The sequence below is a fragment of the Streptomyces fungicidicus genome (assembly GCF_003665435.1).
GTDB classification, from domain to species: domain Bacteria; phylum Actinomycetota; class Actinomycetes; order Streptomycetales; family Streptomycetaceae; genus Streptomyces; species Streptomyces fungicidicus.
Map to the genome: position 1 here is coordinate 2,202,474 of NZ_CP023407.1, position 24,120 is coordinate 2,226,593.

The following is a 24,120-nucleotide window of genomic DNA, read 5'->3' on the forward strand; positions in this document are numbered from 1 at the left end:
AATCATCCCTTGCGGACCGGACGCCGACCACGAGTTGAGGACAGCGATGACCCAGCAGCCCGCAGCGGGCCGTCCGACGGCGCGCACCAGGCGTCCGATCGGTGTGCAAGGCGCGAGGCGGCAGCTACAGTCCAGTCCTGTGACCACACGCCTTGCCGATATCGCTGCCCAGGCGGGGGTGAGCGAGGCGACCGTCAGCCGGGTCCTCAACGGCAAGCCTGGCGTCGCCGCCACCACCCGGCAGTCCGTGCTCGCCGCCCTCGACGTCCTCGGCTACGAGCGCCCGGTGCGGCTGCGGCAGCGCAGCGAGGGCCTGGTCGGGCTGATCACCCCGGAGCTGGAGAACCCGATCTTCCCGGCGCTGGCCCAGGTCATCGGGCAGGCGCTGACCCGCCAGGGCTACACGCCGGTGCTCGCCACCCAGACCCCGGGCGGGTCGACGGAGGACGAGCTCACCGAGATGCTCGTGGACCGCGGGGTGGCCGGCATCATCTACGTCTCCGGACTGCACGCGGACACCACCGCCGACATGCAGCGCTACGAGCGACTGCGGGCGCAGGGCGTGCCGTTCGTGCTCGTGGACGGTTTCTCGCCGAAGGTGCAGGCGCCGTTCATCTCCCCCGACGACCGGGCGGCGATGGCGCTCGCGGTGACCCACCTCGCCTCCCTCGGGCACACCCGCATCGGGCTGGCGCTCGGGCCGAAGCGGTTCGTGCCGGTGCAGCGGAAGATAGAGGGCTTCGTCCGCGCCGTGCAGGAGCAACTGGGCCTGAGCGCCGAGACGGCCGAGACCGAGCTGGTCCAGCACTCGCTGTACACGCTGGAGGGCGGCCAGGCCGCCGCCACCGCGCTCATGGACCGCGACTGCACGGCGGTGGTGTGCGCGAGCGACATGATGGCGCTGGGCGCGATACGCGCGGCCCGGCAGCGCGGTCTGGACGTGCCGAAGGACATCTCGGTGGTGGGCTTCGACGACTCCCCGCTGATCGCCTTCACCGACCCGCCGCTGACCACCGTCCGCAAGCCGGTCCCCGCGATGGGCCAGGCCGCGGTGCGCACGCTGCTGGAGGAGATCGGCGGAACGCCCGCCCCGCACAGCGAGTTCGTGTTCATGCCGGAACTGGTGGTGCGCGGTTCGACCGCTTCCGCCCCCGGGGACCGGGGTCGTCCCTAGGTCGTAGGAGACCGGCCCGGAGGCCCTGCTGCGGCAGGACGAGATTGCGGGCCGGACCCGACCGCGGGATGATCTGAGTGGTGGGGCTTTTCTGGCAGACTCTGTGCACATGGGTGACTCGACCGTGACCACGCTGGAAGGCCGGCAACAGGCCGCAGCGCTCCCCGTCGCGGAGGAGACGGGGAAGGGTCGCCTGCGCCGACTGCGCACCCCCCGCCGGCCCCGGTTGTGGTTCGAGATCCTGCTGATCGCGGTGAGCTACTGGACGTACTCGCTCGTCCGCAACGCCGTGCCCGAACAGCGCGCCGAGGCCCTGCGCAACGCCGACTGGATCTGGCGGCTGGAGGGACAACTCGGCCTCGCCTTCGAGCAGTCCGTCAACCACGCCGTCAACTCGGTGACTTGGCTCATCGTCGGCATGAACTACTACTACGCCACCTTGCACTTCGTGGTGACGCTGGGTGTCCTGGTGTGGCTCTACCGTAGTCATCCGGGCCGCTACGCGGCGTCCCGGCTGGTCCTGTTCACCACCACGGGCGCCGCCCTGGCCGGCTACTACCTGTATCCGCTGGCCCCGCCCCGGCTGATGAACGGCGAGCACTTCATCGACACCGTCATGGTCCACCAGACCTGGGGTTCGATGGCCTCCGGCGATCTGAAGCACATGTCCAACCAGTACGCCGCGATGCCGTCGATGCACATCGGCTGGTCGGTGTGGTGCGGGCTGACGATCTTCGCGCTGGCGAGCGTCCCGTGGGCGCGGGTGCTGGGACTGCTGTACCCGGCGGTGACGCTGGTGGTCATCGTCGCCACCGCCAACCACTTCTGGCTGGACGCGGTGGGCGGCCTCGTCTGCCTGGCCTTCGGCTACGGGATCGCCCTGGCCTGGTACGGCCGGTGGCCGTACTCCCTGCCGAGGCTGGTGCCCGAGCGCGGGAAACCCGAGCCCCGCCGGATCACGCTGCCCAAACAGGGCTGAGGGCGTCAGGCCCCTCCGTAGAACAGCTCCTCCACCACGCCCCGCGCCCGTCGTGCCGTGCGCCGGTACGCGTCGAGCATGTCGCCCGCGTGGCCGGGGCCGTAGCCCAGGTAGCGGCCGACGGCGCTCAGTTCCCGGGGCACCGTGGGGAAGGTGTCCCCGGCGCGGCCCCTGACCAGCATCACCGCGTTGCGCACGCGGCTCGCCAGCACCCAGGCCTCGTCGAGGACGGCGGTGTCCTCCTCGGAGATCAGCCCGGCCGCGCGGGCGGCGGCCAGCGCCTCCCGGGTGCGCGTGGTGCGCAGGCCCGGCTCCCCGGCGCCGTGCCGCAGCTGGAGCAGCTGCACGGTCCACTCCACGTCGGACAGCCCGCCCGGCCCCAGCTTGGCGTGCAGCTTGGGGTCGGCGCCGCGGGGCAGCCGCTCGGACTCCATCCGGGCCTTCAGCCGCCGGATCTCGCGGATCGCCTCCTCGTCCAGCCCGTCGGCCGGGTAGCGCAGCGGGTCGATCAGCTCGGTGAAGCGGCGGCCCAGTTCCTCGTCCCCGGCGACGTGCTCGGCGCGCAGCAGCGCGTGCCGCTCCCACACCAGCGACCAGCGGCGGTAGTACGCCTCGTACGACTTGAGCGTGCGCACCAGCGGCCCCGACTTGCCCTCCGGGCGCAGGTCGGCGTCGATGAGCAGGGGCGGGTCCGCGCTGGGGATCTGGAGCAGCCTGCGCATCTCGGCGACCACCTTGCCCGCCGCCTCGGCCGCCTCCCGCTCGTCCACCCCGTCGCGCGGTTCGTGGACGAACAGGACGTCCGCGTCGGAGCCGTAGCCCAGCTCGTGTCCGCCGAAGCGGCCCATGCCGATGATCGCGAACCGGGTGGGGAGCGTGTCCCCCCAGCCCTCGCGGACCACGGCCCGCAGGGTGCCGGCGAGGGTGGCGGCCGTCAGGTCGGACACCGCGCCGCCCACCAGGTCCACCAGGGCGCCCTGGTCGGCCTCGGCGGGCTGTGACTCGGTGCCGTAGGAGCCGACGATGTCGGCGGCGGACGTGCGGAACAGCTCGCGGCGGCGGACCCCGCGGGCGGCCGTGACGCCCTGGACGGCGTTGTCCGCGCGGCGCACGGCGGCCAGCATCTCCTGCTCCAGATGGGCGCGGGAGCGCGGCCGGAGCCCCCCGTCGCCGTCGCCGAGCAGGGCCACCGCCTCGGGGGCGCGCATCAGCAGGTCGGGGGCGAGCCGGCCGGCGGACAGCACCCGGGCGAGGTTCTCGGCGGCGGCGCCCTCGTCGCGCAGCAGCCGCAGGTACCAGGGGGTCTTGCCGAGGGCGTCGGAGACCTTGCGGAAGTTGAGCAGCCCGGCGTCCGGGTCGGCGGACTCCGCGAACCAGCCCAGCAGCACGGGCAGCAGGGTGCGCTGGATGGCCGCCTTGCGGGTGACGCCGGACGCCAGCGCCTCCAGGTGCCGCAGCGCGGCGGCCGGGTCCTCGTAGCCGAGGGCCACCATGCGTTCCCTGGCGGCCTCCGCGCTGAGCCGGGCCTCCCCGGGGGCGAGCGCGGCGACGGCGTCGAGCAGCGGCCGGTAGAACAGCTTCTCGTGCAGCCGCCGTACGACGGAGGCGTGCCGCCGCCACTCCCGGTTCAGGGTGGCGACCGGGTCGGTGCGCAGGCCGAGGGAGCGGCCCAGGCGGCGCAGTCCGGCCTCGTCCTCGGGGACGAGATGGGTGCGGCGCAGCCGGTACAGCTGGATGCGGTGCTCCATGGTGCGCAGGAAGCGGTAGGCGTCGTCGAGCTGGGCGGCGTCCGTCCGGCCGACGTAGCCGCCGGTGGCGAGGGCCTTCAGCGCGTCGAGGGTGGTGCCGCTGCGCAGCGAGCCGTCGGCACGGCCGTGCACCAGCTGGAGCAGCTGCACCGCGAACTCGACGTCCCGCAGTCCGCCCGGCCCCAGCTTCAGCTGGCGGTCGATCTCGGAGGCGGGGATGTTCTCGACGACCCGGCGGCGCATCTTCTGCACGTCGGCGACGAAGTTCTCCCGCTCGGCGGCCCCCCACACCAGCGGCTCGAGCGCGGCGACGTACTCCTCGCCGAGCGCGAGGTCGCCGGCGACCGGGCGGGCCTTGAGCAGCGCCTGGAACTCCCAGGTCTTGGCCCAGCGCTGGTAGTAGGCGAGGTGGGAGGCGAGGGTGCGCACCAGGGGCCCGTTGCGCCCCTCGGGCCGCAGATTGGCGTCGACGGGCCAGATGGAGCCCTCGACGGTGGTCTCGGAGCAGATCCGCATCATGTGCGCGGCGAGCCGTCCCGCGGCCCGCACCGCCTTGTCCTCGTCGGCCCCGTCGACGGCCTCGCCGACGAAGATCACGTCGACGTCGGAGACGTAGTTCAGCTCGTGTCCCCCGCACTTGCCCATCGCGATCACCGCGAGCCGGCACATCGCGGCGTCCTCGGGCGCATCGGCCCCGGCGAGGGCGAGGGCGGCGCGCAGGGTGGCGGTGGCGAGGTCGGCGAGCTCGGCGGCGGTCTGGTCGACCTGGATCGTGCCGCAGACGTCCCGGGCGGCGATGGACAGCAGACAGCGCCGGTAGGCGACGCGCAGGGACACCGGGTCGGTGGCCTCGGCGAGTCCCCGCTCGAACTCCTCCACGCCCGGGTGCAGGTCGCGTGGCTCGTAGGTGACGAGGGCCTGCCAGTCGCTCGGGTGCCGGGCCAGGTGGTCGGCCAGCGCCTCGGACGCGCCCAGCACCCCGAGCAGCCGGTCCCGCAGCGGCTTGGCGGCTATCAGCGTGTCCAGCAGCTCCTGCCGGGCGGTGCCGCCCTGCTGCGCCTCCAGCAGCCGCACCAGACCGTGCAGCGCGAGGTCGGGGTCGGCGGTCGCGCCGAGGGCGTCCAGCAGGACGGGGTCGCTGCGCACGGCCGCCAGCCCCTCGCTGTCGAGCAGCTGCTCGGCGGCGGACGGATCGGTGAAGCCGTGCCGCAGCAGCCGAGTGAAGGTACTGCTCCTGCGCCCCGGCGCCGACGTCATCCCCGGCCTCCCTCGTGCCTCGGATCAGGGTCGTACGGCCATGAGCCTATCCGGAGTACGGGCTGACGGCCCCGGGGCGGGCGGCCCGGACGGCCGGGACCCGTTGCCGGGTTTCGGTGGCGCGGCGCACCGTTTTCGGATTCGGTAGGGGGAGTCGTTCCGGCCGGGCCTGGTGATGGTCCGGCCGTGTCCGCCGTCCGCCGTGGTCGCCGTGCCCGCCGTACCCGACGAAGGAGTCGCCGTTCCATGGACATGACCCTCGAAGTGATCCCGCTCCCGGTGAGCGACATCGACCGGGCCAGGGACTTCTACCGGGACAAGGTCGGCTTCCACGTCGACATCGACCAGGAGGTCATGCCGGGCATGCGCATCGTCCAGCTGACCCCGCCGGGCTCCGGCTGCTCGATCGCCCTCGGCGAGACGCTGTGGGAATCGACCCCCGGGCAGACCCCGGCGCCCGGCACCTACCAGGGGCTCCAGCTCTGCGTCGCCGACATCAGGAAGGCCCACGCGGAACTGGTCGAACGGGGCCTGGACGTCTCCGAGCCGGTCCGGTACGCCGAGTCGGACGGCGCCACCTTCATGTACTTCACCGACCCGGACGGCAACGGCTGGGCGGTACAGGAGTACCGCAAACGGGCGACGGAGCCGCTGCACCGGGTGCTGGGGGGCCCGGCGGGGGCGTAGGTTCGCCCCTCGCGGGTCAGAGGTCGTCGGGGAGGACGCGGAAGCAGCTATGGCGACCGCCCAGCGGGCGCAGGGCGCGGAAATCCCGGAGATCCCTGGTGAGGACGGCGTCCGTGTCGTATTCGGCGGCGAGAGCGACGTTGACCGCGTCCACCAGGTCCAGGTCCAGTGACGCGTAGCGCGCCCGGACGGTCAACGCCGCGTCCATGATCTCCGGCGTCGGCGGGGCCAGGACCAGCCGTGTCCTCCGTACGCGCTCGGTGAGGGAGCGAAGGATGCTGTCTGCCGCGCCGCGTCCGGCGCGGCTGGTGGCCACCTGGTGCACCTCGGTGAGCGCGAGCGGGCTCGCGACGAGGAAGCCGCACTGGTCCGCGGCCTTTCCGGCCGCGTGGTGATCAGGGTCCGAGCGGTTGAACAGGGCGAGGATGCCGGAGGTGTCGGCGATGGCGATCACACCGCACCGCCCCGGTTCCGCCGCTCGCGCTCACCATGGCCCCGCGTCACCGCCGACCGGATCTCGTCCTTGTCCACGGGACCGCCGAGATCGAACGTCTCCTCGTCGGAGACGAACGGATCGTCCCACACCCGGTGTGCCAGGGCGATGCGGTGGATGCCCTCACGGATCATTTCCGCTTCCGACACTCCCAGGCGGGCGGCGGCCTCCTTGATGAGGAGAAGGTCGCCCTCCTCGGCGTAGACGTTGGTGCGCTTCAGGGCCATGTGCAACATGGTACAGATCCTGTACCACACGGGACCGGGGGCGGAGACGTTCGGAAGCCGATCACCCGTAGGTGTGCCAATCCCCCCCCACGGCCGGGGCCGGGGGCCGCCCACAGTGGGCGGCCCCCGGTGCGGGTCAGCTCGTGTAGGTCTCGAATTCGGCGATCCTCGGGGTGCCCGAGGCGCTGGTGATCTCGAAGGTGACCTTCTTCAGGGAGGTGGGGCTGAAGCCGATGACGCCCGCTCCGCTGCCGGAGGCCAGGACGGCCCCCGTGTCGTGGTTGAGGACACGGTAGGAGCCGATGGTGCCGGAGCCCGAGGCCAGGCGGATGTTGACCTTGGAGACCGTGGTGGCGGAGCCCCACTTCACCGAGACCGATCCGGTCGAGCCGGACGGCGACCAGTACGTGCTCGTGCTGCCGTCGACGACGTTTCCGTAGCTCGTCCCGGAGGCCTTGGAGGAGCCGTCCGCGCCCGCGCCGATGCTGAGGTTGGTGCCGGTGGGCGGGTTCGTCGGGTCGGGGTCCGTCGGGTCCGGGCTGCCGGGGTCGGTCGGGTCGGGGCTCTGCGGGGTGCAGCTGCCGTCCGAGACCTTCAGGCCCTTGTTGGCGCCCGCCGTCTGGCTCACCACGCTCGGCACGCAGTTGGCCGCGTCGAGGGCGTAGGAGTACGGGATGCTGACCGAAGTGTTCGACGTCGGGTTCGGACCGGCCGGGTTGTTGTCGCCGCTGCGCGAGGACCAGGTCACGTTGTCGAAGATGTTGCCGCTGACCTGCCAGTAGCCGGCCGCGTCGGTGTAGAAGGTGCCCAGCACGTCCTTCGAGTCCTCGAAGTAGTTGCTGTCCACCTTGGCGCGGGCGCCGGCCCGGGAGTTGATGCCGGACTCGTTGAGGTTCTTGTAGTGGTTGTTGTAGATGTGCGAGATGCCGCCGCGCAGCAGGGGCGTACGGGAGTCGATGTTCTCGTACAGGTTGTGGTGGAAGGTGACGTACCCGTTCGAGGTGTCGCTCTCGCTGGACCCGATCAGGCCGCCGCGGCCGGAGTTGCGCAGGGTGCTGTAGGACAGCGTCACGTACTGGGTGTTGTCCTTCATGTCGAAGAGGCCGTCGTAGCCCTCCGACTCGCCGCCGGACGCCTCCAGCGTGGTGTGGTCGACCCAGACGTTGCGGACGTCGCTCTCCATGCCGATGGCGTCGCCGCCGTTCGACGTGGGCGAGCCCGACTTCTTGACGTTCCGCACCGTCACGTTCTGGATGATGATGTTGCTGGACTCCCGGATGTGGATGCCCAGCTGGTCGAAGACGGCGCCGTTGCCCACGCCGACGATCGTGACGTTGCTGATCTGCTTGAGCTCGATCACGCCGGCCGCGGTGTTGCAGCTGCTGCCCGACACCTTGGCGGTGTTGCCGTGGTTGATGGTGCCCTCGACCTGGATGACGATCGGGGTCGAGCTGCTGGCCCGGCCGCACAGGGCCTGATGGATCGCGGTGCCGGTGGTGGCGCGGACCGTCTGGCCGCCGGCGCCGCCGGTGGTTCCGCCGTTCTGCGTCGCGTAACCGGTGACACCGCCGGTCGCGGCGGATGCGGTGGACGTGGACATCGCCACGCCGGTCGCGGCCGCGAGGGCTCCCGTGGCAAGTAACGCGGAGAGCCGCACGGCGACTGACTTTCTCATGCTCGTCTCGCCTTCATCCTCTGAAGTCATGGGGTGCTGCGGTGCGATGCGGTGCAGTGTGCATGCAGTGTCATGGGCATGACAGCTAGACCGATGAGGGAGGGCGGGGTGGGCCCGGCCCATCGGTGGGAAAGCGCTTTCTGTTGGTTCCCGGCGACAGTAGGGCCACGTTCGAGGGGCTGGCAAGACTCCGCGCAGTTACGGAATGTCGAACTCCGATTCGATGCGGCGCGGGCGCGGGTTTCCCTGTGCCGCGGGGCAGCGCGGAAATGCGGCGTACTCGACCGTCCCGCGGTCGCGGCACGCGTCACCGGCCTGATCGACAGCCGGTTCGACCGGGCCGGGGCACCGCGGGTGGCCGACCTGACCTTCCGGGCCGGCCGGCCGCACTCGCTCGGGCGGCAGGAGACCGCCCGGCCCGGCCTACAGCACCGGCAGGTTCTTCCGCAGCTCGAAGGCCGTGACCTCGGAGCGGTACTCCTCCCACTCCTGCTTCTTGTTGCGCAGGAAGAAGTCGAAGACGTGCTCGCCGAGCGTCTCGGCGGCCAGGTCGCTGCGCTCCATCAGGGTGAGCGCCTCGCCCAGGTTCTGCGGGAGCGGTTCGATGCCGAGGGCGCGGCGCTCCGCGTCGGAGAGGGCCCACACGTCGTCCTCGGCGCCCGGCGGGAGCTCGTAGCCCTCCTCGATGCCCTTCAGGCCGGCGGCCAGGAGAAGGGCGTAGGCCAGGTACGGGTTGGCGCCGGAGTCGAGGGAGCGGACCTCCACGCGCGCCGAGCCGGTCTTGCCGGGCTTGTACATGGGCACGCGCACCAGGGCCGAGCGGTTGTTGTGGCCCCAGCAGATGTACGAGGGGGCCTCGCCGCCGGCGCCCGCGGTGCGCTCCGAGCCGCCCCAGATGCGCTTGTAGGAGTTGACCCACTGGTTGGTGACCGCGGAGATCTCGGCGGCGTGCCGCAGCAGGCCCGCGATGAAGGAGCGGCCGACCTTGGAGAGCTGGTACTCGGCGCCGGACTCGTAGAACGCGTTGCGGTCGCCCTCGAAGAGGGAGAGGTGGGTGTGCATGCCGGAGCCCGGGTATTCCGAGAAGGGCTTCGGCATGAAGGTGGCCTGGACGCCCTGTTCCAGCGCGACCTGCTTCATGACCAGGCGGAACGTCATGATGTTGTCCGCCGTGGAGAGCGCGTCCGCGTAGCGCAGGTCGATCTCCTGCTGGCCGGGGGCGCCCTCGTGGTGGGAGAACTCCACCGAGATGCCCATCGACTCCAGCATGGTGATCGCCTGACGGCGGAAGTCCATGCCGACGTTCTGCGGGGTGTGGTCGAAGTAGCCGGAGTTGTCGGCCGGGGTCGGGCGGCTGCCGTCCAGCGGCTTGTTCTTCAGCAGGAAGAACTCGATCTCCGGGTGGGTGTAGAAGGTGAAGCCCAGGTCGGAGGTGCGGGCCAGGGCGCGCTTGAGGACGTAGCGCGGGTCGGCGAAGGACGGCGAGCCGTCCGGCATCAGGATGTCGCAGAACATCCGGGCCGTGCCGGGGGCCTCGGCGCGCCAGGGCAGGATCTGGAACGTCGACGGGTCCGGCTTGGCGATCATGTCGGACTCGTAGACGCGGGCGAAGCCCTCGATGGCGGAGCCGTCGAAGCCGATCCCCTCGTCGAACGCCTGCTCGAGTTCGGCGGGGGCGACGGCCACGGACTTGAGGAAGCCCAGCACGTCGGTGAACCACAGGCGCACGAACCGGATGTCGCGCTCCTCCAACGTCCGGAGCACGAACTCCTGCTGCTTGTCCATCTTCCGCTTCCCCATCCTTGCCGGTCAGGCCGCCTGTCCGCTCCCGCGCCCCGGGAGGCGGCCGGGCGTCCCGAGCATCCCACCACACCAGCGTTTCATACGCGTTGCCGACCTCGATCGGCCGAGCGGCCGCCGCTTGAACGTCCCGCACACGACAGGTGTACCGCCGCGGGTTCCATCTTGCCTGTTCGGGGCGGGCTCCGTAACGGGTGGCCCGGGCCGGGGGGCGGTCGCTACGACGGTTTCGGGGAGAGGCCCAGCAGAAGGGGGCCCGTGGGGTCGGTGACGATGTCGGCCACCGTGACCGGGTCCAGCGTGGCGAAGAACGCCTCCTGGGCCCGGCGCAGTGCGCCGCGCAGCCGGCAGGCGGAGCTCAGGGGGCAGGCCGGCGAGGTGGCGGTGCCCTCGCAGTCGACGACGTCGCCGTCGCCCTCGAAGGCCCGGACCAGGGCGCCCACGGAGGCGGCGCGGCCCTCCTCCGTGACGGACAGCCCGCCGCCCCGGCCTCGGCGGGCCGTCAGCAGGCCCATGTGCTGGAGCTCGGCGACGACCTTCGCGGCATGGGTGTACGGCACGTCCATCGCCTCGGCGACCTCGCGCGTGGTCGGGCTGGAGTCACCGGCCACGGCGAGGCGCATCAGGACGCGCAGGGCCAGGTCTGTGGAGCGGAGGAGCCGCATGACAGAGAGCGTAGGTAATGCGCATCCCGGGTTCAAATTTTTCGGGGACGGGAGGCGGGAGAGGGGTGAGGCGCTGCCCCCTACGACTCGTGGTGGCTTCCGGATTACGATCAGCTCACCCGCTCCTCCCACTTCTCCCCCGAAGGACACCTCCCATGGGCTCCGCCAAGAAGAGCAGCGCGTCACGCACGGCACGCATAGAGGAGATGCGGCGCGCCGAGCAGTCGCGCGAGCGCCGCAACAGGATCCTCACCATCGCGGCCAGTGTCGTGGTCGTCGCCGGGCTCGTGGCCGGCACCGTGGTGCTCGTGCAGTCGCAGTCGGACGACGACGGCGGCAGCACGGCGGCGGACTCCAAGAACCCCGGCAAGTTCGTCACGGGCAAGGACGGCGTGCGGACCTGGGAGGGGACGCTGGGGCGCAACCACGTGGCCAAGGCGGTGAACTACCCCGTCACGCCGCCGGTGGGCGGTGACCACAACCCCGTGTGGATGAACTGCAACGGGGACGTCTACGGCGACGAGATCAACAACACCAACGCCGTGCACTCGCTGGAGCACGGAGCCGTGTGGGTGACGTACAACGCCGACGCCGGGAAGGCGGACGTCGACGCGCTCGCGGCGAAGGTGAAGAAGACGCCGTACACGCTGATGAGTCCGGTGGACGGGCAGAAGGACCCGATCATGCTGAGCGCGTGGGGGCACCAGCGCACGGTGACCGGCGCGGACGACCCGGATCTGGACGCCTTCTTCGAGAAGTTCGTCCAGGGCGAGCAGACGCCCGAGCCGGGTGCCGCCTGCACCAACGGACTCTCCAAGTGAGGCAGTGGGGGCTGGTCACGGGCGCCGCGGTCACGGCGCTCGTCGCGACCGGCGCGATCACCTACGCGGTGGCCGGGGACGAGGGCGCCTCGGACGCGGCCCCCACCGCCGATTCCGCCGACGCCGGGTTCGCCCGGGACATGGCCGTGCACCATCAGCAGGCCGTCGAGATGTCGTACGTCGTGCGGGACCGTACGGACGACGAGGAGGTCCGGCGGCTCGCCTACGACATCGCCCAGACGCAGGCCAACCAGCGGGGCATGCTGCTGGGCTGGCTCGACTTGTGGGAACTCCCCAAGGTCTCCTCGGACCCGCCGATGACCTGGATGGGCATGGGCGACGCGGCCGCCGGCAAGGACGGGGCGCTGATGCCGGGGATGGCGACCAACGCCGAGATGAAGCGGCTGGGGGAACTGGACGGGAAGCGGGCCGAGGTCTTCTACCTGCAGCTCATGACGGACCACCACAAGGGCGGGGTGCACATGGCGCAGGCGTGTGTGCGGGCCTGTGAGGTGGGGGTCGAGAAGCGGCTCGCCCGCGGGATGGTCGAGGGCCAGGAGTCGGAGATCGAGCTGATGGCCGGGATGCTGGAGGAGCGGGGCGCGGCCGCCCGGTAGGGGGCTTCAGGACATCGTGTCGTTTTGACGATTACACTGGGCCCGTGCCTCAACTACGTCTCGCCCTGAATCAGATCGACTCGAGCGTCGGCGACCTCGCCGGCAACGCCGAAACGATTGTCCGCTGGACCCGGCACTCCGCCGAGCAGGGAGCGCACCTCGTGGCGTTCCCGGAGATGGCGCTGACCGGGTATCCCGTCGAGGACCTGGCCCTCCGGTCGTCCTTCGTGGAGGCCTCGCGGGCCGGTCTGCGCTCCCTTGCCTCCCGGCTCGCCGAGGAGGGGCTCGGGGAGCTTCCGGTGGTCGTCGGCTACCTCGACCGCAGCGCCGCCGCCCAGCCGAAGTACGGGCAGCCGGCCGGTGCGCCGCAGAACGCGGGCGCCGTGCTGTACGGGGGCGAGGTGGTGCTGAGCTTCGCCAAGCACCACCTGCCGAACTACGGGGTCTTCGACGAGTTCCGGTACTTCGTGCCCGGCGACACCATGCCGGTGGTGCGGGTGCGCGGAATCGATGTCGCCCTCGCCATCTGCGAGGACCTGTGGCAGGACGGCGGGCGGGTGCCGGCCGCGCGGTCCGCGCGGGCCGGGCTGCTGCTGTCGGTCAACGCCTCGCCGTACGAGCGCGACAAGGACGACACCCGGCTGGAGCTGGTGCGCAAGCGGGCGCAGGAGGCCGGGTGCACGACCGCGTACCTCGCGATGATGGGCGGGCAGGACGAACTGGTCTTCGACGGGGACTCGATCGTCGTGGACCGCGACGGGGGCGTGGTGGCGCGGGCGCCGCAGTTCTCCGAGGCGTGTGTCGTGGTCGACCTGGAGCTTCCGGCGGCGGTGGCCGACGCGCCGGTGGGGGTCGTGGACGACGGGCTGCGGATCGACCGCGTGGTGCTGTCGGAGGAGCCCGTGCCGGCGTACGAGGCCGGGTCGGGCGAGGCGTACGCCGAGCGGCTCGACGACGACGAGGAGGTGTACTCCGCGCTGGTGGTGGGGCTGCGGGCGTACGTCGCGAAGAACGGGTTCCGGTCGGTGGTGATCGGGCTGTCCGGGGGGATCGACTCGGCGCTCGTCGCGGCGCTCGCCTGCGACGCGGTGGGGGCGGAGAACGTCTACGGCGTGTCGATGCCGTCGAAGTACTCGTCGGAGCACTCGAAGGACGACGCGGCGGAGCTGGCCCGGCGGACGGGGCTGAACTACCGGACGGTCGCGATCGAGCCGATGTTCGACGCGTACATGGGCGCGCTGGGGCTGACGGGGCTGGCGGAGGAGAACCTGCAGTCCCGGCTGCGGGGGACGCTGCTGATGGCGATCTCCAACCAGGAGGGGCACATCGTGCTGGCGCCGGGGAACAAGTCGGAGCTGGCGGTGGGGTACTCGACGCTGTACGGGGACTCCGTGGGCGCGTACGGGCCGATCAAGGACGTGTACAAGACGTCGGTGTTCCGGCTGGCGGAGTGGCGCAACCGGGCGGCGGTGGAGCGGGGGGAGACTCCGCCGATTCCGGAGAACTCGATCTCCAAGCCGCCGAGCGCGGAGCTGCGGCCGGGGCAGGTCGACACGGACTCGCTGCCGGACTACCCGGTGCTGGACGCGATCCTGGCGCTGTACGTGGACCGGGACCGGGGGGCGGACGAGATCGTCGCGGCCGGGTTCGACGCGGAGCTGGTGACGAGGACGCTGCGGATGGTGGACCGGGCGGAGTACAAGCGGCGGCAGTATCCGCCGGGGACGAAGATCTCGCCCAAGGGGTTCGGGAAGGACCGGCGGCTGCCGATCACCAACGGGTGGCGGGAGGGTGGCCTCGTCTGAGGCCTGCGGCGCCCCCTTGCGCGGGGGTGACGGGCGCTTGGTTGGCGGGCGCTGTGGCGCGTGCGGTGGGTGGGGCGGGGCCGGGGCGGGGGTGTCCGTCCTCGGACCGGCCCGGATCGCGTGTGCTGCAAGGGGTGCGGGGTGTGGACGCGCCAGTCGCTGCGGGCGGGCACCCCCGCCCCGGCCCCTCACCGCCGTACGCGGCTGCGGCCTCAGTCGCCGGTGACCTTCACCCGGGCGGCGATGGGGAGGTGGTCGCTCGCGGTGGCGGGGAGGGTCCAGCTGCTTTCCGGCTGGGCGCCCTTGACCAGGATCTGGTCGATCCGCGCCATCGGGAACGACGCGGGCCAGCTGAAGCCGAAGCCGCTGCCCACGGCGCCCTGGGTGGAGCGCATCTGGGAGGTGACGGCGTTCAGGGCGCGGTCGTTCATGGTGCCGTTGAGGTCGCCCAGCAGGACGATGTTGGTGAGGGGCTCGTCGGCGATGGCCTCGCCCAGGGCGTCGGCGCTCTTGTCGCGCTGACGGGCCGTGAAGCCGGCCTCCAGTTTGACGCGGACCGACGGGAGGTGGGCGACGTAGACGGCCACCTGGCCGGCGGGGGCGGTCACCGTGGCGCGCATCGCGCGCTTCCAGCCGAGGCGGATGTCGACCGCCTTGACGTCGCTCAGCGGGTACTTGCTCCACAGTCCGACCGTGCCGACCACGGCGTGGTGCCGGTACGTCGACGCCAGCGCCCGCTCGTAGGTGGCGACCTCCGACGCCTTCAGCTCCTCGAGGGCCAGTATGTCGGCGCCCGAGGCGGCCACGTCGCGGGCGGTGGCGGAGGGGTCCGGGTTATCGGCGTTGACGTTGTGCGTGGCCACCGTGAGGTCGCCGCCGGAGTCGGTCTTGTCGGTGAGCAGGCCGCCGAAGAGGTCCAGCCAGATGGCCGCCGGCAGGATCGTCGCGATCAGTGCCGTGGCCGACCTGCGGATCAGGCCGAGGACGAGCAGCACGGGGATCAGCAGTCCCAGCCAGGGCAGGAAGGTGTCCACCAGGCTGCCCAGGTTGCCGATCGCGTTCGGGATGCGGGTGTGGGCCATCATGACCAGCGCCAGCAGGACCGCGCACACGGCCAGGACGATGCCCCGGCGCCAGATCCCGCGGTCGCGCAGCAGGTTCCGGAACCGGGTCGACCGGCGTGGCCCCGAGCCGCCGCTGTCCGTCTCCGTCATGTACGCCTGCTGCGCCATACCGTCGCCTCACAACCTGCCGTGCGCACCGTCGCCCCCGTGTCCGTACGACCCTAGGGGATGATCGGTTCCGTTCCCGCCGCCGCTCGGCGGCCGTACGGGGGCGAGGACGCACCGGGGTGCCCGGGGAGTTCCGGGCCGGAGCGCGGAAAGTGTCCTCTGTGACGAAACGCGCACATCAGCCGCTGACCGGGCGCAGGCCCTGGAGCAGCGTGTCGACCACCTGTTCGGCGAGGTCGTCGGGGAGGTCGGAGTCGGGGCGCAGGACGGTGCGCACGAGGACGGGGCCCACGACGATGTCGTTGAGGAGTTCTATGTCGACGTCGGCGCGCAGTTCGCCGTTCTCCCGGCCCCGGCGCAGCACCTCCAGGCCGAGCAGGCGGCGCGGCAGGATGACGGTGTCGTGGTAGGCGGCCCAGAGGTTCGGGCTGCTCTTCATCTGGGCGCGCACATGGTGCAGGATCGCCGAGGTCCGCCCGGCCAGACCGCGCCGGCGCAGGGACTCCAGCAGCACGACGAGGTCGTCGCGCATGGAGGTGCCGGGGAGGTCGGGGTCCGGGGGCTCGGCCGCGCGCATGACGTCGACGAGCAGCTGTTCCTTGCCGCTCCAGCGGCGGTAGATGGTGGCCTTGCCGACGCCGGCGGTGCGGGCGATGCGTTCGATGGAGAGCTCGGCGAGGGGCACGCCGTCCTCGAGGAGCTTCATCACGCCCTCGATGATGGCGCGCTCGACCGCCTCGCTGCGGGGGCGGCCGCGCGCGGGACCGTCCTGCCGGGGGCCGGTGTCGGCGAGGCTCACGTCGTCGGTCCTTTCGGTCGGCTCGGACGATTCTCCCCGGTGGGCGGTGGTGGTCCACCGCCCGGGGGTTCTCAGTCCGCCGCGGAGACCATCTCCTGTTCCTCGCGGTCGTCCTCGGGCGCCGGGGTGCGGCCGGGCAGGAAGACGGCGACGACGACGGCGCCCACCATCGCGACGCCGGCGCCCCACAGCGCGGTGACGTGCATGGCGTGCAGGAACGCGTCGTCGGCCGCGGCGGCAAGGGGTTCGCCGCGTGCGCCCAGCCGGTCCGCCACGGCCAGGGTGGCCTCGATGGACTCGCCGGCGGCGTGCCGCACGCCGGGCGGCAGCAGGCCGAGCTTGTCCTCGATGCCGTTGCGGTAGGCGGTGGACAGCACCGAGCCGAGCACGGCGATGCCGAGGGCGCCGCCCACCTGGCGGAAGGTGTTGCTCAGCGCGGAGGCGGAGCCCGCCTTCTCGCGGGGCAGGGCCTGCATGATGACGACGCTGACCGGTGTCATGACGTGGGCCATGCCGGCGCCCATGAGGAAGAAGACGACCTCCAGGACCCAGATCGGCGTGTCCCCGTCCAGCGTGGCGAAGGCGGCCAGCATCGCCGCGAGCACCACCAGTCCGGCGGTCGTGGTGGCCTTGTTGCCGAAGCGGTCCACCAGCAGGCGGGCCCTGGGCGCGAAGATCATCTGTGCGGCGGCCAGCGGCAGCATCAGCAGCCCGGTCTCCAGCGGCGAGTAGCCGCGCACGCTCTGGGTGTAGAACACCGCGAAGAACGTGACACCCATCAGCGCGAAGAAGACCAGCGCGATGGCGACGATCGCCGCGGAGAACACCCTGTTCCTGAAGTAGGCCATGTCGATGGACGGGTGGTCGCTGCGTTTCTCGACCACCACGAAGGCCGCGAGTACGGCGAGGCCGCCGCCGATCGCCGCCAGCACGGTGGGGTCGGTGAAGTCGGCGAGCTGGCCGCCCTTGATGATGCCGTAGACCAGCAGCACCAGGCCGGCCACGGACAGTACGACGCCGACGGGGTCGATCCGGCCCGGTTTCGGGTCCCGGGAGTCGGGGACCAGCCAGAGCATCAGCGCGACGGCCAGGACGACGATCGGCACGTTGATCAGGAAGACCGAGCCCCACCAGAAGTGGTCCAGGAGGAGCCCGCCGGTGATCGGGCCGATGGCGATGGCGAGACCCACGCCGCCCGCCCAGATGCCGATGGCCTTGGGCTGCTCGTCGCGTTCGAAGACGTTCATCAGGACGGCCAGGGTGGCCGGCATGACGAACGCCGCACCCAGACCCATCACCGCGCGGAAGCCGATCAGCTCGGCCGGGGAGCCGGAGAACGCGGCGAGGGCGGAGCCGAGGCCGAACACGACGAGACCGCCGACCAGCACTTTCTTGCGGCCGAGCCGGTCACCCAGCAGCCCCGCGGTGAAGAGCAGCCCGGCGAAGACGAGCGTGTAGGCGTTGATCGCCCACTCGAGTTCGCTCTGCGTGGCGCCCAGGCCGGTGGGCGCGGGCGTGGAGATCGTCTTGATGGCGACGTTCAGGATCGAGTTGTCCAGCACGACGATCAGCAGACTCAGCATCAGTACGCCGAGGATCGCCCAGCGGCGCCGGTGCACGGCCTCCGGGACCCGGCGGGCGGGGGCGGCAGGAGAAGTCATGCGACCCAGCGTAGTGAATTCCGATACGAGACCGTCTCGTATCGGAAATCCTTTGCCCAGTTCTTGCCGGGACATTGCACGACCGCCGAGCGGAAGTCACAGGGGGGCCTCTGGCCCTCGCCGGAGTGAGGTGCCACCATGGAAGTGGTCCGGGGACGCCGTCAGGGCGCCTCGAGATGACGTGTTGGGAGACGGTTCCATGACGCAGCTTTCGGCTGCCCAGACCGGGACGACGTCCGGTTCCTCCGCCGGCGGCAAGACGCTGTACGGGGGCAAGGGCACACGCCGTATCACTGTCCGTGACATCGCCGCCGCCAAGGAGCGGGGCGAGAAGTGGCCCATGCTCACCGCGTACGACGCGATGACCGCGTCCGTGTTCGACGAGGCCGGCATCCCGGTGATGCTCGTCGGCGACTCCGCGGGCAACTGCCACCTCGGGTACGAGAGCACCGTGCCCGTGACCCTCGACGAGATGACCATGCTGTCGGCCGCGGTCGTACGGGGCACCTCACGCGCGCTGATCGTCGGCGACCTGCCCTTCGGCTCGTACCAGGAGGGACCGACGCAGGCGCTGCGCTCGGCGACCCGGCTGGTCAAGGAGGCCGGGGTCGGCGCGGTGAAGCTGGAGGGCGGCGAGCGGTCGCACCGGCAGATCGAGCTGCTGGTGGAGTCCGGGATCCCGGTGATGGCGCACATCGGGCTCACGCCGCAGTCCGTGAACGCGATGGGCTACCGGGTGCAGGGCCGCGGCGAGGAGGCGGCCCAGCAGCTGCTGCGGGACGCCAAGGCCGTGCAGGACGCCGGGGCGTTCGCGGTGGTCCTGGAACTGGTGCCGGCGGAGCTCGCGGCCGAGGTGACCCGGACGCTGCAGATCCCGACCGTCGGGATCGGGGCGGGCCCGCAGACGGACGCCCAGGTGCTGGTGTGGACCGACATGCTGGGGCTTACCGGGGGGCGGGTGCCGAAGTTCGTGAAGCAGTACGCCGATCTGCGTGAGGTCATGAGCGGGGCGGCGCGGGCGTTCGCCGAGGACGTGGTCGGCGGGACGTTCCCGGAGGAGGCGCACTCCGTGCACTGAGCGGCTTGACGCCGCGGCTGAGCCAATGCCGCACCACCGGCCCCGTCGATCTTCCCCCGTCGGCGGGGCCGGCCCCTATCCCGGACCGGAAGGCTGTCGGTGGGATGTCGGGGGTTTGTCGGTGAGGGCTGGGACCTTCGGGGCATGACGCGAATCGACAAGGGCGCGGGGAGCGCCGTCACCGTGCGGGGGCTGGTCAAGCACTACGGCGGGACCAAGGCGCTGGACGGTGTCGACCTGGATGTGCGGGAGGGCACCGTGATGGGGGTGCTCGGGCCGAACGGCGCCGGGAAGACCACTCTCGTACGGATCCTGTCCACCCTTCTCACGCCGACCGCGGGGCACGCCACCGTCGCCGGGTACGACGTGGTCCGCCAGCCCCGGCAGCTGCGCCGGGTGATCGGGCTGACCGGGCAGTACGCCTCCGTGGACGAGAAGCTCCCGGGCTGGGAGAACCTGTATCTGATCGGGCGGCTGCTCGACCTGTCCCGCAAGGAGGCACGGGCCCGCGCCGACGAGCTGCTGGAGCGGTTCTCGCTCACCGACGCGGCCCGGCGGCCGGCGGCCACCTACTCCGGCGGTATGCGGCGGCGCCTGGACCTGGCCGCCTCGATGATCGGCCGGCCGGCCGTGCTGTACCTGGACGAGCCCACCACGGGCCTGGACCCCCGCACCCGCAACGAGGTGTGGGACGAGGTCAAGCGGCTGGTCGGGGACGGGGTGACCGTGCTGCTGACCACCCAGTACATGGAGGAGGCCGAGCAGCTTGCCTCCGAGCTGACCGTGGTGGACCGGGGCAAGGTCATCGCGAGCGGCGGCATCGAGGAGCTGAAGTCCAGGGTCGGCGGCCGTACGCTGCGGATCCGCCCGGCCGACCCGCTGCGGTTGCGCCCGCTGGCGGACGCCCTCGACGCGCTGGGCATCACCGGGCTCGCCACGACCACCGTGGACACCGAGCGGGCCTCGGTGCTCGTCCCCGTGCTGAGCGACGAGCAGCTGACCGCCGTGGTCGGCGCGGTGACCGGGATGGACCTCACGCTCAGCTCGCTCACCACCGAACTGCCCAGCCTGGACGAGGTGTTCCTGTCCCTCACCGGCCACCGTGCCAGTGCCCCGCAGGACGCCGTACCCGCCGGGACCCCCGAGGAGGTCGCCGCATGAGCGCCGTCACCGTCACCACCGGACCACGCGCGGACGCGCGCATCCCGCTGCGCGCCCATGTGCGGCACACCGGCGCCCTCGTACGGCGCAACCTGCTGTGGATACGGCAGGACCCGGAGTCGATGTTCGACGCCGTGCTGTTCCCGATCGTCTTCACCCTGCTGTTCGTGTACGTCTTCGGCGGCTCGATCGGGCAGTCGCTGGGCGGCGGGCAGCAGGCGTACGTGCAGTACATCGTGCCCGGACTGATGGCCATGATGGGCATGAACATGGCTCAGGGGGTGGGCACCGGGTTCAACCAGGACTTCAACACCGGGGTCATGGACCGTTTCCGGTCGCTGCCGATCGGGCGGGGCTCGGTGCTGTTCGCGAAGATCTCCGTCGAGATGCTGCGGATGCTGATCGCCACGGCGATCCTGATGGTCGTCGGTGTGCTGGTCGGTTTCGACATCACCGACTGGCCGGGGCTGTTCGCCGCCGTGGGACTGTCCGCGGTGTTCGGCTCGGCGCTGATGTGGATCTTCATCACGCTGGGTGTGGTGATGAAGAACGCGCAGTCGGTGCAGGCGATGGGCTTCCTGGTGCTGATGCCGCTGCAGTTCGGCTCGTCGATCTTCGCGCCGACGCAGTCGATGCCGGGCTGGCTGGAGGCGTTCACCCGGTACAACCCGCTGTCCTCGCTGGCGGACGCGGCGCGCGGGCTGATGGTGGGCGGCCCGGTCGCCCACGACCTGTGGATGACGCTGGCCTGGTCGGTGGGGATCACGGCGGTGATGGCGCCGGTCGCCATCCACAAGTTCCGCACCAAGAGCTGATCACGCCACTGCCAGCAGGGCGTCGGCCTCCTCGGGGGAGAGGCCGGCGCCCTCGGCGTACGCGGTCTCGTAGGCCGTGTCGCCGAGCGCCGAGCGGGTGCGCGCCTCGGCGTGTTCGCGCACCTCGCGCTCCAGGCGCGGGGCGCTGTGCCCGGGCGGCAGCCAGGAGTCGGCGGCGCCCAGGCAGCGGGCCGCGTCCCGGGCGTGCCGTCCGCCGTCGAGTCCGGCGAGGGCCGCGGCGCCCATGGTGACGTAGGCCGAGCGCATATGGGGTGCCATGGCGGCGGACAGCGGGTCCTCCGCCTGCCGGAGGGCCTGGCGGATGACGGCCAGACCCCGCTCGTCGTGGCCCTCGGCCACCTCCAGCCAGCCCTCGGCGCCGAGGATGAACGCGTCGAAGACGACGTAGTGCGCGATGCGGAACTCCTCGCGCAGCAGCCGCAGGTGCTCCCGTGCCTCCGCCGTGCGGCCGGTGGTGCAGAGCCAGCCGGTCAGGAGCAGCCGGGCGGCGGGCAGGGCCTCGGTGTGGCGGCCCCTGCTGTCGTCGATGACCTCGCGCAGCAGCCGCTCGCCCCGCTCCGGGTCGCCCGCCTCCAGCAGCGCGCTGCCCAGCCGGGCGGTGAGCACCGCCGTGTGGGCGCGGGCGCCCAGACGGTCGGCGTGCTCGATGGCCGCCTCGAAGTCCGCGGCGGCGTCCCGGTACGCGCCGGCCCGCTCGCGGGCCTCGCCGCGCGCGGAGAGCGCCTCGGCGACGCCCCAGGTGTCGCCGAGCCTGCGGTGGATCTCCAGGGCCTCGTCGGCGTCGCGGCGGGCGTCACCGGCCCAGTCGCTGCGGTTGGCCAGGAAGTTGGCGCGCAGCTGGAGGTTGGAGGCCAGCTCCCATTCGAATCCGGGGTTCTCCCGGCAGGTGCGGATCGCCGCGTCGACGACCTGGCGCAGGCGCTCCATGTCGCCGGTCAGCATCACGGCGAACACCCAGAGCAGGCCGGGCGGGCGGCAGGTCTGCGGCATGCCCGGCTGGTACGTCGCGCCGACGAGGCGCAGCTTGTGCTGTGCCTGCGGGGTCTGCCAGTCGTCCAGTTCGGTGTCCATGTGGGCGAGATGGGCCAGGTGCACCCCGCGCCGGGCCTCGGCGAGGACCTCGCCGGTCATCGGGGGCGGGGTGTCGGTGCAGCGCTGCCACAGCGGGGCGGCGGGCCGTACCGGTTCGGTGAACGGGTCGGGGGCGAGGGCCATGACCTCGGAGCACCAGTTGCGGGCCTCGATGCGCAGATCGCGCATCTGCCAATACCAGGTGAGCGACAGGGTGATGCAGAGCGCCTCCTGCTCGTCGCGCAGGGCGAGGGCGTGGCGCACGGCCGTGCGGAGGTTCTCGTACTCCCGCTCCAGCCGGGCGATGGCGGTCACCTGGTGCGGGCCGCGCAGCAACGGCTCGGTGGTGCGGGCGACTTCGCGGTAGTACGTCAGATGCGCCCGTTCCGCCTCCGGGCGGCGGACGGACTCGTCGAGGCGTTCGCCGGCGTACTCGGCGACGGTCTCCAGGAGGCGGTAGCGCATCTCGCCGTCGCCCGAGGGGGCCGCCACCACCAGGGACTTGTCGACGAGGGAGCCGAGCGCGTCGAGCGCGGCCGGCCCGCACACGGCCTCGGCGGCGGCGAGGTCGCAGCCGCCGGCGAAGACCGACAGGCGGCTCAGCACGTCGCGTTCGTCTTCGCCGAGCAGGTCCCAGGACCAGTCGACGACGGCCCGCAGGGTCTGCTGTCTGGGGAGGGCGGTGCGGCTGCCGGAGGTGAGCAGCCGGAACCGGTCGTCGAGCCGGTCGGCGATCTGCCGCGGCGTGAGCATCCGCAGCCGGGCGGCGGCGAGTTCGATGGCGAGCGGCAGTCCGTCCAGGCGGCGGCAGATCTCCGCGCACGCGGCGGCGGTCCCGTCGTCGGCGTCGGTGCGGAAGCCGGGGCGGGCGGCGGCCCCGCGGTCGGCGAGCAGGCGCAGCGCGACCGGCTCGGGCAGCGGCTCCACCGGACGCAGCAGCTCGCCCCGCACACCGAGCGGTTCGCGGCTGGTGGCGAGGACGGTGAGCCCGGGGCAGCGCTCCAGCAGCGCCTCGACCAGGTGGGCGGCGGCCTCGACGACGTGTTCGCAGTTGTCGAGGATCAGCAGCATGCGGCGCGGGCCGCAGTGCTCGGCGAGCCGTTCCACCGGTTCGGCGTGCCGGTCGGTGACGGCCCGCATGCTCTCCGCGCCGGCGCCGTACAGCACGGTCTCGCGGGCGCCGACGGCGGTGAGCACGGCCTCGGGGACGGCGTCCGGGTCTTCGACGGGGGCGAGTTCGGCGAGCCACACCCCGTCGGGGAGGTTCCGCCGCAGGGTGTCGGCGGCCTCCTGCGACAGCCGGGTCTTGCCGGCTCCGCCCGGCCCGAGGAGGGTCACCAGACGGGCGGCGGCCAGGTCCGCGCGGATGGTCGCGATGTCCGCCTCCCGGCCGACGAACGAGGTCAGCCGGGCCCGCAGGTTGCCCGGCGGTCCGCTCCCCCGGTCCGCGGGCGCGGGATCCGGCTCGGGTTTCAGCAACTCGGCGTGCAGTGCCCGCAGTTCGCTGCCGGGGTCGGAGCCGAGGCGGTCCGCGAGCAGCCGCCGTACGTCCTCGAAGGCGGCCAGCGCCTCGGCGGTGCGGCCGGTGTCGCGCAGGGCGCGCAGCCGCAGCGCCTGGAGGGGCTCGTCGAGGGGGTGGCCGTCGCACAGCGCGGTCAGCTCGGGCAGGGACCGCTCGGCGTCGCCGAGGGCGAGAGCGGCGGTGTGCCGGGCGCGCAGCGCATCCAGGCGCCGGGTCTCCAGGCGGGCCGCGTCGGCGGTGCGGTCGGGCAGACCGGCGAGGGCGGGGCCGCGCCACAGGGCGAGGGCGTCGTCGAGCACGGCGGCCGCCTTCGCCGGGTCGCCGTCGGCGAGGGCGCGCGCGCCGTCGCCGGCCAGCCGCTCGAAACGGTGCAGATCGATGTCGTCGGGTGCGGCGGTCAGCCGGTAGCCGCCGTCGGCGGAGGCGATCGCGTCCGCGCCGAGCGTCCGGCGCAGCCGCCCCACCAGCGCCTGGAGCGCCCCGGTGGCGTCGGCCGGCGGATCACCGTCCCAGACCTCGTCGACCAGCAGGCCCACGGGCACGGTACGGCCGGGCCGCAGGGCGAGCACGGTCAGCAGCGCGCGCAGCCGCGCCCCGCCTACCGGGACGGCGGTGCCGTCGGGGCGGAGTGCCTGGGTGGTGCCGAGGATGCGGTAGCGCACGGGGTCCATTGTCTCCGGTGGTGGTGGGAGCGGTCACGGCGCCCGGTCGGCGTGGCCGCCCCCAAGCCTGCGCGGAACCGGCGGCGGGCGCGAGACGTTTTCCCGGTGCGCCCGGTACCGTCGGGCAGTCCCCGCGTGTGCCCGACCGTC

At 72.2% G+C, this 24,120-nt stretch carries 19 protein-coding genes; 9 read left to right on the forward strand and 10 right to left on the reverse strand.

The window, feature by feature from the left end; all coding sequences use genetic code 11:
• Positions 1–139 precede the first annotated feature (139 nt).
• Entirely contained in the window at positions 140–1,174 is a 1,035-nt protein-coding gene (locus tag CNQ36_RS10005; protein ID WP_004932011.1) for a LacI family DNA-binding transcriptional regulator, read from the forward strand.
• 109 nt (positions 1,175–1,283) lie between these two features.
• Positions 1,284–2,153: a phosphatase PAP2 family protein gene (locus tag CNQ36_RS10010; protein ID WP_121545721.1), complete on the forward strand. Its 870-nt coding sequence runs from the start codon at positions 1,284–1,286 to the stop codon at positions 2,151–2,153.
• 5 nt (positions 2,154–2,158) lie between these two features.
• On the opposite strand, the gene CNQ36_RS10015 is transcribed toward CNQ36_RS10010, so the two are convergent.
• The gene (locus CNQ36_RS10015) at positions 2,159–5,158 is read right to left on the reverse strand and encodes a bifunctional [glutamine synthetase] adenylyltransferase/[glutamine synthetase]-adenylyl-L-tyrosine phosphorylase (protein WP_121545722.1); all 3,000 of its coding nucleotides are present in this window, start codon (positions 5,156–5,158) and stop codon (positions 2,159–2,161) included.
• A gap of 246 nt (positions 5,159–5,404) precedes the next feature.
• Here CNQ36_RS10015 and CNQ36_RS10020 point away from each other — a divergent pair, with 246 nt between their 5' ends.
• On the forward strand, positions 5,405–5,845 hold the full coding sequence (locus tag CNQ36_RS10020) for a VOC family protein (RefSeq protein ID WP_121545723.1): 441 nt from the start codon (positions 5,405–5,407) through the stop codon (positions 5,843–5,845).
• Positions 5,846–5,861: 16 nt separating this feature from the next.
• Here the strand turns inward: CNQ36_RS10020 and CNQ36_RS10025 are convergent, their stop codons facing one another.
• The 5 genes from CNQ36_RS10025 to CNQ36_RS10045 all read right to left on the reverse strand — a co-directional run bounded on the left by CNQ36_RS10025 (position 5,862) and on the right by CNQ36_RS10045 (position 10,705).
• A complete protein-coding gene (locus CNQ36_RS10025; protein WP_121545724.1) occupies positions 5,862–6,299 on the reverse strand; it encodes a type II toxin-antitoxin system VapC family toxin in 438 nt (145 codons plus the stop codon).
• On the reverse strand, positions 6,296–6,565 hold the full coding sequence (locus CNQ36_RS10030; protein WP_121548411.1) for a hypothetical protein: 270 nt from the start codon (positions 6,563–6,565) through the stop codon (positions 6,296–6,298). Before CNQ36_RS10030 ends, CNQ36_RS10025 begins: the two co-directional genes overlap by 4 nt.
• 136 nt (positions 6,566–6,701) lie before the next feature.
• Complete coding sequence (locus CNQ36_RS10035) at positions 6,702–8,240, reverse strand: pectate lyase family protein (protein ID WP_121545725.1); 1,539 nt, start codon at positions 8,238–8,240, stop codon at positions 6,702–6,704.
• A 423-nt stretch (positions 8,241–8,663) separates the two neighbouring features.
• Entirely contained in the window at positions 8,664–10,025 is a 1,362-nt protein-coding gene (glnA, locus tag CNQ36_RS10040) for a type I glutamate--ammonia ligase (protein WP_004931998.1), read from the reverse strand.
• Between the two features lie 233 nt (positions 10,026–10,258).
• A complete protein-coding gene (locus tag CNQ36_RS10045) occupies positions 10,259–10,705 on the reverse strand; it encodes an RrF2 family transcriptional regulator (protein ID WP_121545726.1) in 447 nt (148 codons plus the stop codon).
• A gap of 155 nt (positions 10,706–10,860) precedes the next feature.
• Here CNQ36_RS10045 and CNQ36_RS10050 point away from each other — a divergent pair, with 155 nt between their 5' ends.
• From CNQ36_RS10050 to CNQ36_RS10060, 3 genes are read left to right on the forward strand one after another with little or no spacing between them, the layout of a single operon-like run.
• Complete coding sequence (locus tag CNQ36_RS10050; protein ID WP_121545727.1) at positions 10,861–11,526, forward strand: DUF3105 domain-containing protein; 666 nt, start codon at positions 10,861–10,863, stop codon at positions 11,524–11,526.
• Positions 11,523–12,143: a DUF305 domain-containing protein gene (locus tag CNQ36_RS10055; protein ID WP_121545728.1), complete on the forward strand. Its 621-nt coding sequence runs from the start codon at positions 11,523–11,525 to the stop codon at positions 12,141–12,143. The genes CNQ36_RS10050 and CNQ36_RS10055 overlap by 4 nt, the downstream gene beginning before the upstream one ends.
• Before the next feature lie 44 nt (positions 12,144–12,187).
• Entirely contained in the window at positions 12,188–13,948 is a 1,761-nt protein-coding gene (locus CNQ36_RS10060; protein WP_121545729.1) for an NAD+ synthase, read from the forward strand.
• 212 nt (positions 13,949–14,160) lie between these two features.
• Here CNQ36_RS10060 and CNQ36_RS10065 read toward each other — a convergent pair whose 3' ends face one another.
• The 3 genes from CNQ36_RS10065 to CNQ36_RS10075 form a co-directional block, all read right to left on the reverse strand.
• Positions 14,161–15,180 carry an endonuclease/exonuclease/phosphatase family protein gene (locus CNQ36_RS10065; protein WP_121545730.1) on the reverse strand — a complete coding sequence of 340 codons (1,020 nt, stop codon included), beginning with the start codon at positions 15,178–15,180 and terminating at the stop codon, positions 14,161–14,163.
• A gap of 178 nt (positions 15,181–15,358) precedes the next feature.
• The gene (locus CNQ36_RS10070) at positions 15,359–15,979 is read right to left on the reverse strand and encodes a TetR/AcrR family transcriptional regulator (RefSeq protein ID WP_004931987.1); all 621 of its coding nucleotides are present in this window, start codon (positions 15,977–15,979) and stop codon (positions 15,359–15,361) included.
• 71 nt (positions 15,980–16,050) lie between these two features.
• The gene (locus tag CNQ36_RS10075; protein ID WP_121545731.1) at positions 16,051–17,640 is read right to left on the reverse strand and encodes an MFS transporter; all 1,590 of its coding nucleotides are present in this window, start codon (positions 17,638–17,640) and stop codon (positions 16,051–16,053) included.
• A 199-nt stretch (positions 17,641–17,839) separates the two neighbouring features.
• On the opposite strand from CNQ36_RS10075, the gene panB reads away from it, so the two are divergent.
• From panB to CNQ36_RS10090, 3 genes are all read left to right on the forward strand, one after another.
• Positions 17,840–18,718 (forward strand): 3-methyl-2-oxobutanoate hydroxymethyltransferase, encoded by an 879-nt coding sequence (gene panB / locus CNQ36_RS10080; RefSeq protein WP_004931983.1) that lies wholly within the window; start codon positions 17,840–17,842, stop codon positions 18,716–18,718.
• Positions 18,719–18,862: 144 nt separating this feature from the next.
• On the forward strand, positions 18,863–19,879 hold the full coding sequence (locus CNQ36_RS10085) for an ATP-binding cassette domain-containing protein (RefSeq protein ID WP_004931981.1): 1,017 nt from the start codon (positions 18,863–18,865) through the stop codon (positions 19,877–19,879).
• A complete protein-coding gene (locus CNQ36_RS10090; RefSeq protein ID WP_121545732.1) occupies positions 19,876–20,694 on the forward strand; it encodes an ABC transporter permease in 819 nt (272 codons plus the stop codon). Before CNQ36_RS10085 ends, CNQ36_RS10090 begins: the two co-directional genes overlap by 4 nt.
• Here the strand turns inward: CNQ36_RS10090 and CNQ36_RS10095 are convergent, their stop codons facing one another.
• Entirely contained in the window at positions 20,695–23,979 is a 3,285-nt protein-coding gene (locus CNQ36_RS10095; RefSeq protein WP_121545733.1) for an AfsR/SARP family transcriptional regulator, read from the reverse strand. It lies immediately after the preceding gene.
• Positions 23,980–24,120: the final 141 nt, after the last annotated feature.

Excerpts from the sequence above, each read along its gene's own strand:
- CNQ36_RS10010 (WP_121545721.1), top strand. The coding sequence starts at position 1,284 with ATGGGTGACTCGACCGTGACCACGCTGGAAGGCCGGCAACAGGCCGCA.
- CNQ36_RS10015 (WP_121545722.1), bottom strand. The coding sequence starts at position 5,158 with ATGACGTCGGCGCCGGGGCGCAGGAGCAGTACCTTCACTCGGCTGCTG.
- CNQ36_RS10020 (WP_121545723.1), top strand. The coding sequence starts at position 5,405 with ATGGACATGACCCTCGAAGTGATCCCGCTCCCGGTGAGCGACATCGAC.
- CNQ36_RS10030 (WP_121548411.1), bottom strand. The coding sequence starts at position 6,565 with ATGGCCCTGAAGCGCACCAACGTCTACGCCGAGGAGGGCGACCTTCTC.
- CNQ36_RS10035 (WP_121545725.1), bottom strand. The coding sequence starts at position 8,240 with ATGAGAAAGTCAGTCGCCGTGCGGCTCTCCGCGTTACTTGCCACGGGA.
- glnA (WP_004931998.1), bottom strand. The coding sequence starts at position 10,025 with ATGGACAAGCAGCAGGAGTTCGTGCTCCGGACGTTGGAGGAGCGCGAC.
- CNQ36_RS10045 (WP_121545726.1), bottom strand. The coding sequence starts at position 10,705 with ATGCGGCTCCTCCGCTCCACAGACCTGGCCCTGCGCGTCCTGATGCGC.
- CNQ36_RS10050 (WP_121545727.1), top strand. The coding sequence starts at position 10,861 with ATGGGCTCCGCCAAGAAGAGCAGCGCGTCACGCACGGCACGCATAGAG.
- CNQ36_RS10065 (WP_121545730.1), bottom strand. The coding sequence starts at position 15,180 with ATGGCGCAGCAGGCGTACATGACGGAGACGGACAGCGGCGGCTCGGGG.
- CNQ36_RS10075 (WP_121545731.1), bottom strand. The coding sequence starts at position 17,640 with ATGACTTCTCCTGCCGCCCCCGCCCGCCGGGTCCCGGAGGCCGTGCAC.
- panB (WP_004931983.1), top strand. The coding sequence starts at position 17,840 with ATGACGCAGCTTTCGGCTGCCCAGACCGGGACGACGTCCGGTTCCTCC.
- CNQ36_RS10085 (WP_004931981.1), top strand. The coding sequence starts at position 18,863 with ATGACGCGAATCGACAAGGGCGCGGGGAGCGCCGTCACCGTGCGGGGG.
- CNQ36_RS10090 (WP_121545732.1), top strand. The coding sequence starts at position 19,876 with ATGAGCGCCGTCACCGTCACCACCGGACCACGCGCGGACGCGCGCATC.
- CNQ36_RS10095 (WP_121545733.1), bottom strand. The coding sequence starts at position 23,979 with ATGGACCCCGTGCGCTACCGCATCCTCGGCACCACCCAGGCACTCCGC.